This window comes from Virgibacillus chiguensis (assembly GCF_900129865.1).
Lineage (GTDB): Bacteria > Bacillota > Bacilli > Bacillales > Amphibacillaceae > Virgibacillus > Virgibacillus chiguensis.
Genome location: NZ_FQXD01000006.1, coordinates 53,347 through 70,046, shown reverse-complemented (window position 1 = coordinate 70,046; position 16,700 = coordinate 53,347). Strand labels below are relative to the sequence as shown.

Below are 16,700 nucleotides of genomic sequence, written 5' to 3'. Positions count from 1 at the left end.
GTGCCGGAGAGCTCGTTTTTTGTAGTCTAGAAAATTATAAAATTTTGCAGTGAGGATAAACTTACTAAGTTTTTAGCCACGTCCGGTTCCGGCGCCCAGCAACTAGGCGACTTAACGAATCCACCCTATGATAAGCCATCATTGGTTCGTACAACACCGTCTCACCATGATTCCTAAAACTTTAGTTACTTCGTTCCACTCGTTACATTGCTAACCAGGCGCTTGTACCTTTGTCCTAAGGTAATATTTCCTGTGAAATAATTCATAGGTCAACGATAGAGTTTTGGCATGAAACTTGGTGATAAGCTTAGCTTTATTACTTATTAACTGCACATCGTACTCCTTAATCAGATGACTTTACCACTTCAACCTTATTTCCATACTCTAAGAAACGATTCGTTAACTGACAAATAGTAAGTAACTCATACGTAATAATTAATTCGGGTGGAAGATTTGCAATATTTGCATCTGGTTTTCGACTGGCAACTCCATTTTCTCGCCAATAAAGTTCTCTTAGATTGCAAATGTCCGTTTGATTTAACTTGGTTTTATGGTAGAAAGTGTCCACCAATTCATCAACAACCTCTCTAATAATCTTTTTTTCATGGTCCATCCAAAGGTCATTTCTCAACTTCGTGGTAAGCACATTATCAATATGGTAATGAATTAGTTTTAAGCTTGCTAGCTGTTTTTCTATTTGCTTGAAAAATTCCTTTTCGTTACTTGTTAGTGGATGATATTTAGCCTCTTCTTTTTGGAATTGGATAAGTGTTTCCGTTTGGCGAATTTTTTTATATACATCATCCGATGATTGTAATGAATAGACCGCTGTTATTGGCTGTTCTGCTGTTACTGCATAGAATACTTTTTCAATTTTAGCTGCTAAACGTTTTCGAATGGCCATCATATTCTCCGTAATATGCGCTGTATAATCAGGTGGTAGAACGAACATATTAACTGTTGTAGAAACTACTAAGCCGATAGTAGTGGTGCCAAGACGAATGAGAAAAGATATAAAATAATTACTATGAATGACTTCAATCATTGCCACAGCTGTAAGCGTAGCAACTAATAGTCCTGCGTGCAGCTTTAATCGGAAACAAGTGACGATGGTCAATGTTGCTGCAAGCGCGTAGGTTATTGGTGAATTTCCAAATAAATATATAAAAAATACAGAGTAGGCAGCACCGATTGCGGAGGCGGGAAAGCGTATAAAGCCTTTACGTATGGAATCAGCTACAGTTGGCTCGATTGTTACAATAGCTGTTATGACAGCGAACACGGCTGGTGCATGAAACAGTTCGCAAATCCAAGCGGTAAGGAAAACTGCGACACCAGTTTTTACAACTCTGCTGCCAATAAAATGGGAAGGTTTCACTATAGTTCATCTCCTAGATGTATTACATAAAAGCTTGTCCTATCGGATTATTTAGTACTATAAGAGTTAAAGTTACAAAGGAAAGGGTTCTAAGACGAAATCAGAAATTGTACAGCTTTATCTTCCCTTTCGCTTTTCCTTACAGAACACTTCAAAAGTGGGTGTAATAGCACTTTATATATATAAGACAAAATTTAATATCCTCATCTATTTTCCATGAATTTAAAAAATTTTTCAACCAAATTGAAAAAAAGGGTTGCATTTTTCGAGTATATCTCATAAACTGTTTTATAACAAAAGCATTTATATTGTAACTGTTATATAAAAGGAGGAGTGAACGTGCAAAAAGAATTTACAATGTGTCCAGAATGTGGGAAAGCTGTAGATGGAGAAAGCATCATTCAGGAATGTGATCATTGTCTTTCTAAAAAACAAGATTAATTTTTTTGGCATCTATGTTATATAACAATAAAATTTGTATTATAACAAAAAGAGTTTGTATTTACTAACAAAGGGGGAAATTTAAAATGATAACTGAACGTGTAGAAAAATTACAGAAAGCTTGGGAAAATGATGAACGGTGGATAGGTGTAGAAAGGCCTTATAGTGCGGAAGAAGTTATCCGTTTAAGGGGTTCCGTGGATATAGCATATACATTGGCAGAAAAAGGATCGGAGAAATTATGGGAATTATTACAAACGGAAGATTACATTCATGCACTGGGAGCTTTAACAGGAAATCAAGCTGTCCAACAAGTTAAAGCTGGATTAAAAGCAATTTATCTAAGTGGTTGGCAAGTAGCTGCAGATGCGAACTTAGCAGGGCAAATGTATCCAGACCAAAGCTTGTACCCTGTGAATAGTGTACCAAATGTAGTAAAGCGGATAAATCAAGCGTTGCAACGAGCGGATCAAATTCATTATTCAGAGGGGAAAGAGGATATCGATTGGTTTGCGCCAATTGTCGCTGATGCAGAAGCTGGTTTTGGTGGCCAATTAAATGTTTTTGAATTAATGAAATCCATGATTGAGGCAGGTGCTTCAGGAGTACATTTTGAGGATCAACTAGCTTCGGAGAAAAAATGTGGCCATTTAGGCGGAAAAGTATTGCTTCCTACACAAACAGCGGTACGAAATTTAATTGCTGCTCGATTGGCTGCGGATGTAATGGGAACACCAACTATTATTGTTGCTAGAACCGATGCAAATGCTGCCGATTTAATTACGAGCGACGTCGATCCTTATGATGCTCGATTTATTACTGGAGAGAGAACAACGGAAGGATTTTATAAGACAAAATCCGGCATTCATCAAGCGATCGCAAGGGGGCTTGCGTATGCGCCGTATGCTGATTTAATCTGGTGTGAAACTTCAGAACCAAATTACGAAGAAGCTAAACAATTTGCCGAGGCGATACACGAAAAATATCCAAACAAAATGTTAGCTTATAATTGTTCACCATCATTTAATTGGAAGAAAAAGTTGACAGACGAAGAAATTGCTCAGTTCCAGAATAGAATAGCAGAACTTGGATATAAGTTCCAGTTTGTTACGTTAGCAGGATTTCACGCTCTTAATTACAGTATGTTTGAATTGGCAAGAAAATATAAAACAGAAGGTATGAAGGCATATTCGGAGTTACAACAAAATGAATTTGATAGCGAAAAATTTGGATATACTGCTACAAGACATCAACGAGAAGTAGGAACTGGGTATTTTGATGAAGTTGCACAGGTGGTTTCTGGAGGCACGTCCTCAACGGCTGCATTAAAAGGTTCCACAGAAGAAGAGCAATTTTCTTTATAAGTAAAATGATCTAAGAACTTCATTTATATTTCGAAAATATCCCCGGAGAAGCGTTGTTCGTTAGCGAATAAACGCTTCTTTTCATGAAAAGTTAAACATTATGTCGCATTTGAAATATAATTGTAATATTACTATAACACGCTTGCAACTTTTAGCTGTTATAATACGAGTTGCCTACTAAAGATAGTTATACATAATTAAATGTCTATTATTAGCTACAGCAAAAAGATAGATACATATAAAAAATTCTATGTAAAAAGCGGGGGAGTATTTTGAAGAAGTCAATTGTAACAGTTGCGACTGTAACAGTCGTTGGATTTAGCAGTGCATTTTTTCATACACAGGTGCAAGCGGAGACACTAGGGAACTTAAAAGATAAGCAAACAGAAATTAAAAGTGATCGAGAAGCAATTAAAGCCGATCTTTCAAAAGCAGAAGCGAAAATTGCTGATGTACTCGTTGAATTAGAAGAGTTGAATCAACAAATCACGCAATTCGATGATGCAATGAAAGAAAATAAAGCACAAATTGAAAAAGTGCAAGCCGATATTGCTAAAAAAGAACAAGAAGTGGACAAGCTTGAAAAAGAGATAGCAACATTGGAAGATGCAATCGAAAAGCGTTTTAATAAGTTAAAAGAACGTGCCGTTTCCTATCAAAAAAGTGGTGGCGACGTTAACTACTTAGAAGTTATTTTTGGTTCTAAGGACTTTGGTGAATTTATTAACCGTGTATCAGCTGTTAATAAAATTACAAATTCAGATGCTAATTTAATAGAAGAACAAGAAAAAGATAAAAAAGAAGTAAATGAAAAGAAAGATAAAGTTGTTAATAGTTTAGAGGAAATGGAAGCATTACAAGTTGAATTAAAAGGTATACAGGAAACTATTAAACAACAAAAAGAAGAAAACGAGAAAAAAGAAGCAAAACTAAAAGATAAAAAAGCTGATCTTGAAGGCTTAAAAGAAGACTTAGAAATCAAAGATAGTAATCTTGCTGATCTTCAAGCGGAAGTAAGACAAAGCATGCAAGTTGAACGTCAACCTGAAGCTACAACTCGTAGTAATGCTTCAAATGGTGGAGAATTGCAAACGCTAAGTAGTAAAAGCGAAACAAAAAGTAAAAGCTCTTCTGCTGCACCAAAAATGTCAGCTGGAAGTGGCAGCGTAAGTACAATTGTTAATTCTGGACGTCAACATTTAGGCGTGCCTTATGTTTGGGGAGGAAAGGGCCCAAGTGGATTTGATTGTTCTGGATTTGTATCTTGGGCATTTGCACAAGGTGGCTACTCTATTCCATCAAGCACAAGCGCATTAGTAAATGTAGGTCAAAAAATCTCATACAGTGAAATTCAACCCGGAGATCTAGTTTTCTTTGATACGTATAAGAAAAATGGACATGTCGCTATTTACATGGGTGGAGGTAATTTCATTGGTGCGCAAAGTACGCCAGGAGTATCCATAGAAAGCATGTCTAATTCATATTGGAGCAATGCATTTAAAGGGCATGTACGTCGCGTTCTTTAATCGAATAAGCTTAAGGCCGTTCTCAAGTGAGGACGGCTTTTTTTGTGGTCTAGGAAATTATAAAAGAAGGTGTTTCAATCAGTGGGGTAATTCACTCCCACTGATTTCTAGCGTATTGTCCAAGCCTCGCCCTTCAAAAACGAAAACAAACCAACTTTATATGCAAAAATAAAACAGCCATGTAATTAGTGACGAGATTCTCTTCTGATGTAAAACAAAATACTCTATTTACCGTGCACTTTAACATGTGGATGATAGCTAGAAATCTCAATTAAATTTTGATCAGGATCTCTTACATAAATTGAAGTAATAGAACCAAGAGCACCTGAACGCTGAACGGGGCCTAATACAATAGACACTCTTTTTGCTTTAAGTTGTCGAAGTACTTCTTTCGGTGTATTTGTTGTAATAAGACAAAAATCTCCTGATCCAGGAGTTGGGTGAATAGCTTTAGGCGAAATTTCCTTATCAACTTCTTGAAAATTAATTTTTTGTAAACCAAATCTAGCTGCTTTTCTATTTTGGTTAAACGTTTCAATTTCCATCCCCAAAACGTCACCATAAAATTGTATTGATTGCTCGACACTTTCAACTGTTAAAACCAGATGATCCATTCGTAATATTTCCAATATAGTTCCTCCTATGACCTAATAAGTATTCCACTCGTAACTGCTCCTATCAAAAAATTAAAAGATCTGTATATTTTCAAGCTAGCCATTGTATTATACAGAACCCCACCATTTTTTAACCTATCCTCTATATTAATATTCATTTCGCGTTTCATTATAACTAAAGGTAATCATCTAAAAAAATATTAAGTGAAAAAGATGTTAAAATAGCTATATTATGACGCCTTTTAAAAAAGCAATACTGGAATCATTGACGAAGCGGAGCGAAGGACAAAGTCTTTACCCTTGATGGAATGATAGTGCGCCCCGAGCTTTTGTTCCACTATAGGAAAGCTCACGCGCAAATATTAGAAAATTAGGTTTATTGTTTTTTTATTTGGGTATACATTAAGGTATCCCTCTTGTTTATTTTGTTCGCGTGTTACTCCCCGCTTATTCTAGAAATAAAACCGGTAAATCAAATAGAAAGGAATTGTTATGAAAAAAAATACTTTTAACAACCCAGTTTTTTATGTGTCAGCGTTTGTTGTGCTATTACTTGTTATCGTCGGAGCGATTATGCCAAATCATTTTGGCGATGTAGCGGAAAAAATGTTTAATTTTACTACTATTAATTTTGGTTGGTTTTACCTCTTGGCTGTGTTTATCTTTGTTGCATTTTTACTTATTTTATCTGTTAGTAAGTATGGGAAGATAAAATTAGGAGCAGTGCATTCTAAACCAGAATATTCTTTTTTTACCTGGGTTGGTATGCTTTTTTCAGCTGGTTTTGGAGCAGGTCTTGTTTTTTGGGGCGTAGCAGAACCAATGAGTCATTTTTTTAACACTCCATTTTCTGAAGTAGAAGCTATGACAGAAGAAGCAGCGAGAGTTGCTATGGGTTACGCCTTTTTTCATTGGGGAATTAGCCAATGGTCAGTATTTGCGATTGTAGGACTTGTTATATCCTATTTACAGTTTAGAAAAAAGCAACGAGGATTAATTTCAACTTCCATTCAACCAATCATAGGTGAAAATAAATCGATTGCAAATACAGTGGATACTCTAGCAGTAGTAGCGACTGTGATGGGAGTAGCAACGTCTTTGGGATTAGGAATACTTCAGATGAATGGTGGCTTAAAGTCTGTTTTTGATGTACCGACTTCCATATGGGTACAAATCGGTATTGCTGGAGTCATGCTTGTAACCTACTTAATATCATCTAGCACAGGATTAGATAGAGGGATAAAATGGTTGAGCAATATTAATTTAGGGCTTTGTCTACTGTTACTAGTGTTTGTATTTCTAGCAGGCCCCACTGTTTTTATTTTAAATACATTTGTTTTAGGATTAGGTGATTACTTATCAAGTTACATTCATTACAGTCTTCGTTTAACCCCTTATACAGGAGATACTTGGGTAAGGGAATGGACTATTTTCTATTGGGCTTGGGCTACTGCCTGGTCTCCATTTGTTGGAGCATTTGTAGCGCGCGTATCTAGAGGAAGAAGTATTCGTCAATATGTTTTAGGAGTATTGGTTGTTTCACCAGCAATTGCTTGTATTTGGATTGCGACTTTTGGAGGGACAGCAGTATATAATGATCTAATGAATGGAACTTCTATAGCACAAGCTGTGAATGTAGATATTGCAGTAGCCTTGTTTGAAACGTATCAGCATTTGCCGATGACAAATATACTTTCTATCTTATCTATATTTCTAATATTTACATTCCTTGTGACTTCAGCAGACTCTGCAACATATATCCTTGGTGTAATGACTTCAAAAGGAAGCTTAAACCCAGCATTAGTGACAAAAATTGTTTGGGGGCTTTTAATAACTGCTATTGCTATTGTACTTTTATTAGCAGGAGGTTTAGAAGCTTTACAAACCGTTTCGTTAATATCAGCGCTCCCATTTACGGTCATATTGCTGCTGATGATCATCTCATTTACACGGATGTTGTCAAGTGATTATAAACAAGTAAAACAAGATAAAGAGAACTAGAAAGCAAGAAAGTGTGCACACTACATAGTATAGTGGAAAAACTCTCATTTTGAGGATGTAAGCTGTTCTTTTTCAACAGGTTGTTACGGTTACATTAATTAAAAAATAGCTCAAGGTTATTTGTGAAAAATTTTAGTAAATCTATCTCATAATAGGCTTATGAAAAAAATCAACTAGTGCTATTGAAAATAAGAAAGTAGCTAGTCTGAATGTTTGCCGCATAGTAGACAAAAAGTATATTTGACAGACCTGTTTATGTATCGTTATAATAAGTCATAATGACTAAATTTTTAACCTAATTTTCTAGGGTTCCGCAGATGATAAGTTATTATCTGGTCTGGACCAAGAGAAAATGCGCGTTTTCCACAACGTGTACACGGAGGGATAAAAGCCCGGGAGGATATCTAAATATAGGATATCTTTCTGGGTTTTTTGTTTGCTTTTTTTCTATTATAGAAAAGTATAAGGCTTATAGCATAAGGAAAATGATGACCCATGCTATATGGCGTAGCAATAAGTCATCCATTCGACCTTAAATAACCACTTGCCAAACAACAAATTGTGTAGTTTACTACGTTGTGAAAAAGTTCTTAGGTTAAATGCATCCCGCTTTACCGCTTGGCGTCTCCCTTTATTTCTGAAAGAGGGAGACTACTTACAAAAGTACGTTAAAAATAGATGAGAAAAGGTGATGAGCATGAATAAAGATTGGAATACTGTATTTATCGCTAGCTTATTTGAAATTTGCTGGGTAATTGGTCTAAAACACTCAAACAGTATGGTTGATTGGGGGTTAACGCTAATAGCTATTTATATTAGTATGCACTTGCTTATTATGGCTTCTCGTCGCTTGCCCGTTGGTACCAGTTATGCGGTATTCGCCGGTATAGGGACGGCAGGGACAGTAATAGCAGACATAGTGATTTTTGGAGAGCCAATTCGACTTTTGAAAATGGCGCTCATTCTATTGTTAGTATCAGGAGTTATCGGCTTAAAATTAGTCACATCACAAAAAGATAGGAAAGAGGTGTCATAATGGATTGGCTTATACTTGTATTAGCAGGGTTTAGTGAAATTCTCGGTGTTACGGGAATTAATAAAGTGAATCAACGGATAAGTGTCATCTCCATTTTATGGTTATTTGGTGGTTTTGGACTAAGTTTCATACTGCTTGGTGTTGCAATGGAAACAATTGCAATGAGTACGGCTTATGCTGTTTGGACAGGAATGGGAACAGTAGGCAGTGCCATTGTTGGTATGTTATTTTTTAAAGAATCTAGCGATTGGAAGAGGTTACTTTTTATTGGCATGATTTTAAGTGCAGCAGTTGGTTTGAAACTCATTTCATAGTTTCATTCTACTATGGGGTAACATAAGAATTTGAGGCCTAGCTTGTAAGCAAAACAAGGCCTCCAAGTGAGGAAATAGCGATAGTTTAACTATTTTTAAAAGAAGTATTTTCACCCATATGTTTATGATCTACTTCAATCGGTAATACATTACTAAGAAGCAGATAGCAACGAAGGAGTGAAGATAGAGATGGATTTAAACAAAGAACTAAAACAATTAGAGTCAGTAGAAAGAGGAGGTCCTGATAAAGTATTTACCATGTATTTAAATACAGACCCTTCTGACCCTGAACAACAAGGTGGGGAATGGAAAATTCATTTCAAAAACGGAATACGTAATTTCGAACATTATTTAGAAGAATCTGATGATAAAGAAGAACTTCGTAATTTTCAACATGTAAAACAAAACGTGGAAAATTTCATTAGAGGCAATGAACAACAATTTCGCAAAGGTGTTATTGTGTTTGCAACAGCAGATGAAGAAGTGTGGTTTGCAATACGAGTTCAAATGCGTTTAGAAACAGAATTTTTCTGGCAGGAAACGCCACAATTAGAACAATTAAAGAAATTGAAAGAAGAATACCCAAAAACTGGGATCGTATTGGTGCAGCAAAACGAAGTGAGAGTTATCGAATCCTATTTAAATGAATTGGATATGGAGAAGCATTTTGAATTAGATGTTAATGTAGATGATTGGCGTGAAAAAACGGCGATGGGACCAGGGAATCCTACGACTCAAAAGGACGATTTAAACGCTCGCTTTGAAGCGAATAAACATCGTTGGTATAAATCTGTAGCTCCTAAATTGGATAAGCTAGCTAAAGATGAGGGCTGGGAAAAAATAGTGGTAATAGGTGAACCAGGACAGGCGCAAGCATTGCAAGATCAAATGAATAAGCAACCTGATGAAGTGATCAATAAAAATATGCTAGATCATGCATCAGAGAGAATAATTGAGGAAGTTTTCGCATAATCCAAAGGGAGTTGTGAAGTACATCCCTGAATAACGGTAGCAACATAATTCGTTATTCGGGATAGATATAGTAAAACAACAGCATTTTCAGCGTCAACGATATACACTTCACTTGTGTGTGTTTTAAAATTAGTAAAAGATACATGAAAATATAGAGGTTATAACTATGTCTAGAAAGACTTGATATATACATGGTCAGTCTTTCTAGACGCTGGTATTATAACGATAAAATCAATGTTGCTGGTAGAATAGAAACGATGAACGATAGGCTAATATAGCCGATAGCCTTATTCCATTGTTGTTGTAATAGTAATTGCATGGTTTCATTACCAAATGTGGAAAATGTGGTATAGGCTCCACAAAAACCGACTCCAAGAATAAGCCACCAAGTATGTGGAAGGATTTCTTTTGTGTATATAAGTACAAGAGATGCTAAAAGGATAGATCCTGTGACGTTGGCAAGCCAAGTTCCAATTAATCGCTTATTTGCGACAATTGACAGTTGATAGCGGACAAAGCTTCCACAAAAGCCTCCTAAAGCAACATAAAAAAAGCTCATATTCTTGCCTTCTTTCTAGTATGTATGGAAAATAAATAACCAATATAGCAGGATAACAAGCCGCCGGCAATGCTAAGTAAAACATAGGTAATCGCTAAGAAAAAATGGCTATTCCAAAGCTCAATCGTTTCAACGGTAAAAGTGGAAAAAGTAGTAAATGAGCCAATTAATCCAGTCGTTAATGCTGTGAACAACGTTGGTGGCAAGTGTTTTTTAATTTGTTTATGATGTAATAAATAACTTAATAAAAAACAGCCAAGCAAGTTGGCGGACAACGTAGCAAATGGGAAGCCATCTGTTGAGAATATAAATGTTAGACTATACCTTCCCATTGCTCCAACTGCTCCGCCTAATCCAATTGCTGTGACTAATTTTATGTTTGTGCTAACATGCATCCAGGACACCTTCCGTAGATTTCAAATTTATGTCCTTCAATCGAATATGCAGCTAATAGTTGTTCGACTTCTTCCATAGGACAAATATCAATTTCTTTTGTTTTACCACAATCTTTACATATAAAATGGTGATGATGATGATGTGCGCAATTCATTCGAAAATGCTTTTCACCACCTAATTCGGTTGTTTCCAAAATGCCTAGATCGTGGTAGAGATGTAAATTACGGTAAATGGTATCAAAACTGATACCGGGATAATTTTCTTCTAAATGTGTAATTAAATCTTTAGCGGTACGGTAACCATCTGCTTTTTCAAAAAAAGATAAGATGTCTTCTCGTTTCCCCGTCATTTTATAGCCTTTTTTACGTAAAAGTGTGACAGCCTCTTGTCTATTCATACAGCTTCCCTCACTTCGTATTGTGCTTCATATGCTCCACATGGTATATTTCTACTTATATGTTTTATTAATAAGACGCTTGAAGTAATCATGTAATAAAACGTTTCTTAAATAGAGAGCAAAAAAGAAGTATTGCTTGTTTAGATGTGGTTACAATTCTTAGGATGTTGCTTTTGAACGCTGCTTGCTTATAATGATGGATAATATTAACAGTGAAATGGATACTAATACAATCGTTCCACCTGGTGGAAAACTTAAATAATACCCTGTTATTAACCCTATAATAACAGCTATTTCACCAAATACAATAGATAAATACACCATTTGCTTGAATCCTTTAGCAAAACGCATGCTAGCTGCAACAGGTAGTGTCATAAGAGCAGACACAAGTAACACTCCGACGATTCTCATCGAGATTGCAATAACTAGTGCAGTTAAAACGATAAATAATAAATGGATTGCTTTCGTGTGTAATCCAGAAATAGTTGCATGCTCCTCATCAAAAGAAAGTGTAAATAATTCTTTGAAAAACAAGACGATGATAATAATAATAAACCCTGCTATACCAGCTATAGAATAAAAATCGCTTTTACTTACTGCAGATACAGAGCCAAACAAATAGCTAAATAAATCTGTATTAAATCCATCTGCTATTGAAATAAATATAACGCTAAGCCCTACACCACCAGATAATATGATTGGAATAGCCAGCTCTTGAAATGCCTTATAAACGCCACGCAACTTTTCAATTAATATTGAACCGAACACAGAAAAAGCTATTCCGGTATACAGTGGACTGATCATGAGTGCGAAATTTTTTTCTAATAATAAACCGAATGCGATTCCAGCTAAAGTGACATGGGATAGCGCATCAGCTAGCAAAGACAATCTTCTGACCACAATAAATGTTCCTAGTAAAGGTGCGATAAGACCAATTATTATTCCAGTAAATAACGTATTTCTTAAAAAATCATATTCCAAAAAATCTGCTAGCATATGTCTTCCTCCAAATCAATGGTCGTGTGTAATTAAATGGATATTATGCCCATAAATATGAGACCACTCTTCGTTCGATATTCTTTTATAAGCTTCTGGTTTTCCATGGAAATGCAATGTTTTATTTAAACATGCAATTTCAGTTGCTTGTTCAGCGATTGTTCCAGTGTCATGCGTTATCATAAGCATCGTAATGCCTTTATTGCGGTTTAGGTTATCAAGTAAATCGTAAAATCGCTGTACATTCTCATTATCCACCCCTACAGTCGGTTCATCTAAGATGAGTAGTTCGGGATCATTGACTAAAGATCTAGCAATAAAGATGCGTTGTTGTTGTCCACCAGATAAGTTACCGATATTTTCATGTGTATAAGCCTTCATTCCAACTTGGTTAATTGCTTCCTTAATTTTTTCTTTATGTTTTTTTTGAAAGAATTTTAAATAGCCAACTTTGGCTGTTAGACCCATTGACACTACTTCGTATACGGTTGCTGGAAAACCTTTATTAAACGCATTTGCCTTTTGCGAAACAAAACCAATTTTATGCCAGTTGTTAAATTTTTCAATCGGTTGGCCAAATAATTGAATACTTCCAGCATCCGCTTTTTGTAAACCGAGAATTAATTTAATAAGTGTGGTCTTTCCACCTCCGTTTGGCCCAACCAAGCCCATAAATGAGCCTTTAGATACGGAAAAATTGATATGATCTAATATTTGCTTATTTTCATAAGAAAAACTGATGTTTTTCATGGAGATAATGGCTTCACTCACTTTTAAGCCTCCTATCTTTTTCATGACTCAATCGAGAATTAAGAAGTTACTTGATCGAGTGTTTTTAAATTTTTTTTCATAATGGAAAAATAATCTTCCTCATTTTCGAGATCTTTCTTTGTTAAGACAGATAAGTTATGAATAGTAACAGCTTGTGCTTGAATATGGTCTTGTATAACTTTTGATATACGATTGGACGTATTTTGTTCGAAGATGATATAATGAAGATCATCGTTTTCAGCTTGGTCGATAATTTCGGTTAGTTCTTTCTGTGATGGCTCATGGTTAGGTGACAACCCATTAATGGAAATTTGCTCTAAACCATAGCGCTCTTCCCAATAACCATAAGCTGCATGGGATACGAGAATATGTTTGTTTGTTGCTGCTTCCAAAACGGACGTAAAGTCGGCATCAAGCGATTGTAGCTGTTCTGTTAATTGATCAAAATTATTTTCGTAAAGCTGTTTATCGTCTGGGTTAAGTTTTATTAATCGTTCTTTTACCATGTCAGATAATGTAATCATTCGCAAAGGATCAAGCCATACATGCGGATCATGATCTCCGTGAGTATGACTTTCATGAGCTCCCGCTTTATCAGCATGCTCTCCATCTTCATGGGAGTGATCACTTACCGTATGGTTCGTTTCTTTATCAAAAAGATGCTCATTTTTACCTAGCTCGACAAGCTCCACGTCTTCTGAACGCAGTGCGTCTGCTGCATTCTCTGCAAATCCTTCTAACCCTGCACCTAAGTAAATAAATGCATCGCTTTTAGCTATATTTGTCATGTCTTTAGAGGTTGGCTCATAGGTATGCGCATCTACTCCTGGCGGATAAACGGAATGCACATCAGCTGTGTCTCCAGCAATTTGCTCTACAGCAAACTGAATTGGATATATAGATGTATATATAGTTATATCAGTGTTCTTTTGATTAGCACCATCTGTTTTTGTACAACCGACAATAAATATTGTAATAAAGCCAAGTATAAGTATAGCAATGGATGTTCTCCTCAAAAGTTGTTCCTCCTCTTCTTAACTCTCCTTTACATATAATATCGTAATCATTCCGAAAAGTAAATAGGAACCGTTACGATTAATTAATATAGTAATCGGAAAAAACGATTTTATTTTGTTTCTAGGAAAGTATCCAATAGAGTTTATCCTATTAGGGAAACGGTGGCTTGTACCTTAAAGGTTTGGTGATAGACAAGTTTCTCTAAATTTAGCTTTCATCCATGAAGATATCTCCCCAATGATTGAAGGCGCATTGTAATAAATTTTTTTATAAAGACTTGTTCGGAGTTTGTGAAAAATGGTCTATACGTTTCTAAACAAGGTTAAAGAATATGAATGAGAATGTTTTACGTATGTATTTGCAAGCTTATTAATAAAAAAATGTTTATAATTGTTGCGAAATATCAGTAAATACTTTATAGTAATAGGTAAGTAGATAGGAGACTATCTTTTTATTTTCGACATAAAATGAATGAGTATTCATTCAAAGTGTGGATGGGAGGATAAACTATGAAGCAATTGATCAAGCGTGCTGCTGTTTTAGGATCTGGGGTAATGGGATCAGGAATTGCGGCACACTTGGCTAATGTTGGTATACCAACAATTATGCTTGATATTGTACCGAAACAGGTAACAAAAAAGGAAGAAAACAAGGGGCTAACTTTAAATAACCCATCTGTTCGCAATCGAATTGCAACAGAGAGTAAAAAGGCGTTATTAAAACAAAAACCTTCCCCTATTGCAACGAAAGAGAGCCTTGATTTAATTGAAGTAGGAAATATGGAAGATGATATGGAAAAGCTAGCTGAGGTGGATTGGATTATTGAGGTTGTCGTCGAAAATTTGGAGATTAAACGAAAAGTTTTTGCGAATGTAGAACAGCATCGTAAACCAGGAACCATTGTAAGTTCAAATACATCTGGTATTTCTATTGAGGCAATGTCAAGCGAATGTTCGGAAGATTTTCGCAAACATTTCCTAGGCACACATTTTTTTAATCCACCAAGATACTTAAAATTACTTGAAGTCATTCCAACGAAAGATACTGATCCTGAAGTGCTGTCCTTTATGAAGCAATTTGGCGAAGATACTCTAGGAAAAGGTGTCGTTGAAGCTAAGGACACACCTAACTTTATTGCTAATCGAATTGGTACTTATGGCTTGTTAATTACTGTACAGGAAATGTTACGTAGCGGTTATAGTGTCGGCGAAGTTGATTCTGTAACAGGGCCGTTAATTGGTAGGGCGAAAAGTGCTACCTTCCGTACCCTTGATGTCGTAGGATTAGATACATTTATCCATGTAGCGAAGAATGTATATGATCAAGTGGAAGGAGAAGAAAAAGAGAAATTCTCTGTTCCTGAATTTATGCATACTATGCAAGAAAAAGGGTGGTTAGGCGCCAAAAGTGGTCAAGGATTTTTCTTAAAGAAAAAAGGGAAAGACGGGAGCGTTATTTATGAATTAAATCCAAAGACATTGGAATATGAAGATAGGAAAAAGCTTAAAACGAAAGCAACGGAAATGGCAAAACAAGAAAAGGGCTTGCATCGAAAAATGAAAACGCTTCTAGCGCAGAAAGATGATCGAGCAAGCGCGCTCATTTGGTCCATTTTAAAACCTGTATTTATATATGCTGCCGAACTAACAGGCGAAATAGCTGATGATATAGCAGCTATCGATGATGCGATGAAATGGGGCTTTGGCTGGGAACTAGGTCCATTTGAAACGTGGGATGCAATTGGTTTGCGTAAATCAGTTGAACGCATGCAAAGCGAAGGAGAAACGGTTCCTACATGGGTTTTACAATTATTAGAAGCAGGAAAGGAATCTTTCTATCAAACAGAAAATGGCAACGTCTACTTTTATGATCAAGGAACATATAAGAAAAAGGATGTCAATAAAAAAGAGATCCATTTGCGCAGTTTAAAAGAAGTACAGGGTGTTATTAAAAAGAATACAGGAGCTAGCTTAATAGATTTAGGCGACGGGGTAGCATGTTTAGAATTTCATTCTCGAAGCAATGCCATCGGATTAGATATTATGCAAATGGTTCATTTCGCCATAGAAGAAGTAGAGAAGAATTACGAGGGTCTCGTTATTGGTAATCAAGGTAAGAACTTCTGTGTAGGAGCTAATTTAGCCATGATGTTGATGGAGGCACAAGATGATAATTTCTTTGAACTAGATATGGTTATTCGGCAATTTCAAAATATGACGATGGCAATTAAATATGCTAATAAACCAGTCGTTGTTGCACCGTTTAATATGACGCTTGGTGGTGGTGCAGAAGTGTCCTTGCCAGCAGCTTCTATTCAAGCCTCAGCAGAAACTTATATGGGACTTGTAGAATTTGGGGTAGGTCTTATTCCTGGGGGCGGCGGTACGAAAGAATTGTATGTAAAGATGCTTCGTCAACTTCCAAAAGGCGTGTCCTTTGATACGAAGAAGGTAGCCAATGATGTTTTTGAAAAGGTAGCGACAGCGAAAGTATCTACTTCAGCTGCTGAAGCACGCGAATTTGGCTTTTTAGACCAATGTGATCGAATTAGCGTTAACCCAGATCATTTACTATATGATGCAAAGGAAAATGTCCTATCATTAGCAAAGTCAGGCTATCGGGCGCCAAAAAGAGAAAAAATTCCAGTAGTCGGTGATGCAGGTTATGCTGCCATGGTATTAGGGGCTAAAAATTTGCATTTAAGTGGTTATGCTTCCGAACATGATGTGAAAATGGCAGAGAAATTAGCCTATGTTTTGTCAGGGGGTAGAATTCAAGAAGGAACGAAAATAGATGAACAAGTAATGCTCGATTTAGAACGAGAAGCCTTTTTAAGCTTAATTGGAGAGCCAAAAACACAACAACGAATGCAACACATGTTGGTTAAAGGAAAACCATTACGTAATTAATGAAGGGGG

General features: G+C 36.1%; 15 protein-coding genes and 1 riboswitch. Of the genes, 7 read left to right on the top strand and 8 right to left on the bottom strand.

The features are described from left to right. Positions 1–343: 343 nt before the first annotated feature. Positions 344–1,378 carry an aromatic acid exporter family protein gene (locus tag BUB45_RS08555; protein ID WP_073007395.1) on the bottom strand — a complete coding sequence of 345 codons (1,035 nt, stop codon included), beginning with the start codon at positions 1,376–1,378 and terminating at the stop codon, positions 344–346. 527 nt (positions 1,379–1,905) lie between these two features. Between BUB45_RS08555 and aceA the strand changes: the two genes are divergently transcribed. Then, positions 1,906–3,183 carry an isocitrate lyase gene (aceA, locus tag BUB45_RS08550; protein ID WP_073007392.1) on the top strand — a complete coding sequence of 426 codons (1,278 nt, stop codon included), beginning with the start codon at positions 1,906–1,908 and terminating at the stop codon, positions 3,181–3,183. Positions 3,184–3,455: 272 nt separating this feature from the next. After that, a complete protein-coding gene (locus BUB45_RS08545) occupies positions 3,456–4,709 on the top strand; it encodes a C40 family peptidase (protein ID WP_244527693.1) in 1,254 nt (417 codons plus the stop codon). Between the two features lie 224 nt (positions 4,710–4,933). Here the strand turns inward: BUB45_RS08545 and BUB45_RS08540 are convergent, their stop codons facing one another. After that, on the bottom strand, positions 4,934–5,323 hold the full coding sequence (locus BUB45_RS08540) for a VOC family protein (protein WP_212590758.1): 390 nt from the start codon (positions 5,321–5,323) through the stop codon (positions 4,934–4,936). A gap of 492 nt (positions 5,324–5,815) precedes the next feature. Between BUB45_RS08540 and BUB45_RS08535 the strand changes: the two genes are divergently transcribed. The 4 genes from BUB45_RS08535 (at position 5,816) to BUB45_RS08520 (ending at position 9,646) form a co-directional block, all read left to right on the top strand. After that, a complete protein-coding gene (locus tag BUB45_RS08535; RefSeq protein WP_073007385.1) occupies positions 5,816–7,324 on the top strand; it encodes a BCCT family transporter in 1,509 nt (502 codons plus the stop codon). Positions 7,325–7,616: 292 nt separating this feature from the next. After that, positions 7,617–7,725, top strand: a riboswitch (guanidine-I (ykkC/yxkD leader). 296 nt (positions 7,726–8,021) lie between these two features. Then, positions 8,022–8,360 (top strand): DMT family transporter, encoded by a 339-nt coding sequence (locus BUB45_RS08530; protein ID WP_073007383.1) that lies wholly within the window; start codon positions 8,022–8,024, stop codon positions 8,358–8,360. Beyond that, positions 8,360–8,674, top strand: coding sequence for a DMT family transporter (locus tag BUB45_RS08525; protein ID WP_073007380.1), 315 nt, complete (start codon positions 8,360–8,362; stop codon positions 8,672–8,674). The genes BUB45_RS08530 and BUB45_RS08525 overlap by 1 nt, the downstream gene beginning before the upstream one ends. A gap of 189 nt (positions 8,675–8,863) precedes the next feature. Further along, complete coding sequence (locus tag BUB45_RS08520; protein ID WP_073007378.1) at positions 8,864–9,646, top strand: VLRF1 family aeRF1-type release factor; 783 nt, start codon at positions 8,864–8,866, stop codon at positions 9,644–9,646. Between the two features lie 217 nt (positions 9,647–9,863). Here BUB45_RS08520 and BUB45_RS08515 read toward each other — a convergent pair whose 3' ends face one another. The 6 genes from BUB45_RS08515 to BUB45_RS08490 form a co-directional block, all read right to left on the bottom strand. Then, complete coding sequence (locus BUB45_RS08515; RefSeq protein WP_073007375.1) at positions 9,864–10,205, bottom strand: fluoride efflux transporter FluC; 342 nt, start codon at positions 10,203–10,205, stop codon at positions 9,864–9,866. Then, on the bottom strand, positions 10,202–10,600 hold the full coding sequence (gene crcB / locus BUB45_RS08510) for a fluoride efflux transporter CrcB (protein WP_073007372.1): 399 nt from the start codon (positions 10,598–10,600) through the stop codon (positions 10,202–10,204). Before crcB ends, BUB45_RS08515 begins: the two co-directional genes overlap by 4 nt. Beyond that, positions 10,579–10,998 (bottom strand): Fur family transcriptional regulator, encoded by a 420-nt coding sequence (locus BUB45_RS08505; protein WP_073007369.1) that lies wholly within the window; start codon positions 10,996–10,998, stop codon positions 10,579–10,581. The genes crcB and BUB45_RS08505 overlap by 22 nt, the downstream gene beginning before the upstream one ends. A gap of 159 nt (positions 10,999–11,157) precedes the next feature. Then, entirely contained in the window at positions 11,158–11,994 is an 837-nt protein-coding gene (locus tag BUB45_RS08500) for a metal ABC transporter permease (protein ID WP_073007366.1), read from the bottom strand. Between the two features lie 15 nt (positions 11,995–12,009). Next, positions 12,010–12,765 carry a metal ABC transporter ATP-binding protein gene (locus BUB45_RS08495; RefSeq protein WP_101932353.1) on the bottom strand — a complete coding sequence of 252 codons (756 nt, stop codon included), beginning with the start codon at positions 12,763–12,765 and terminating at the stop codon, positions 12,010–12,012. Between the two features lie 38 nt (positions 12,766–12,803). Further along, positions 12,804–13,781 (bottom strand): metal ABC transporter solute-binding protein, Zn/Mn family, encoded by a 978-nt coding sequence (locus BUB45_RS08490; RefSeq protein ID WP_073007361.1) that lies wholly within the window; start codon positions 13,779–13,781, stop codon positions 12,804–12,806. 510 nt (positions 13,782–14,291) lie between these two features. Here BUB45_RS08490 and BUB45_RS08485 point away from each other — a divergent pair. Further along, positions 14,292–16,691 carry a 3-hydroxyacyl-CoA dehydrogenase/enoyl-CoA hydratase family protein gene (locus tag BUB45_RS08485; protein ID WP_073007358.1) on the top strand — a complete coding sequence of 800 codons (2,400 nt, stop codon included), beginning with the start codon at positions 14,292–14,294 and terminating at the stop codon, positions 16,689–16,691. Positions 16,692–16,700: the final 9 nt, after the last annotated feature.

Excerpts from the sequence above, each read along its gene's own strand:
- BUB45_RS08525 (WP_073007380.1), top strand. The coding sequence starts at position 8,360 with ATGGATTGGCTTATACTTGTATTAGCAGGGTTTAGTGAAATTCTCGGT.
- BUB45_RS08505 (WP_073007369.1), bottom strand. The coding sequence starts at position 10,998 with ATGAATAGACAAGAGGCTGTCACACTTTTACGTAAAAAAGGCTATAAA.
- BUB45_RS08530 (WP_073007383.1), top strand. The coding sequence starts at position 8,022 with ATGAATAAAGATTGGAATACTGTATTTATCGCTAGCTTATTTGAAATT.
- BUB45_RS08485 (WP_073007358.1), top strand. The coding sequence starts at position 14,292 with ATGAAGCAATTGATCAAGCGTGCTGCTGTTTTAGGATCTGGGGTAATG.
- BUB45_RS08515 (WP_073007375.1), bottom strand. The coding sequence starts at position 10,205 with ATGAGCTTTTTTTATGTTGCTTTAGGAGGCTTTTGTGGAAGCTTTGTC.
- BUB45_RS08540 (WP_212590758.1), bottom strand. The coding sequence starts at position 5,323 with ATGGATCATCTGGTTTTAACAGTTGAAAGTGTCGAGCAATCAATACAA.
- BUB45_RS08535 (WP_073007385.1), top strand. The coding sequence starts at position 5,816 with ATGAAAAAAAATACTTTTAACAACCCAGTTTTTTATGTGTCAGCGTTT.
- aceA (WP_073007392.1), top strand. The coding sequence starts at position 1,906 with ATGATAACTGAACGTGTAGAAAAATTACAGAAAGCTTGGGAAAATGAT.
- crcB (WP_073007372.1), bottom strand. The coding sequence starts at position 10,600 with ATGCATGTTAGCACAAACATAAAATTAGTCACAGCAATTGGATTAGGC.
- BUB45_RS08500 (WP_073007366.1), bottom strand. The coding sequence starts at position 11,994 with ATGCTAGCAGATTTTTTGGAATATGATTTTTTAAGAAATACGTTATTT.
- BUB45_RS08520 (WP_073007378.1), top strand. The coding sequence starts at position 8,864 with ATGGATTTAAACAAAGAACTAAAACAATTAGAGTCAGTAGAAAGAGGA.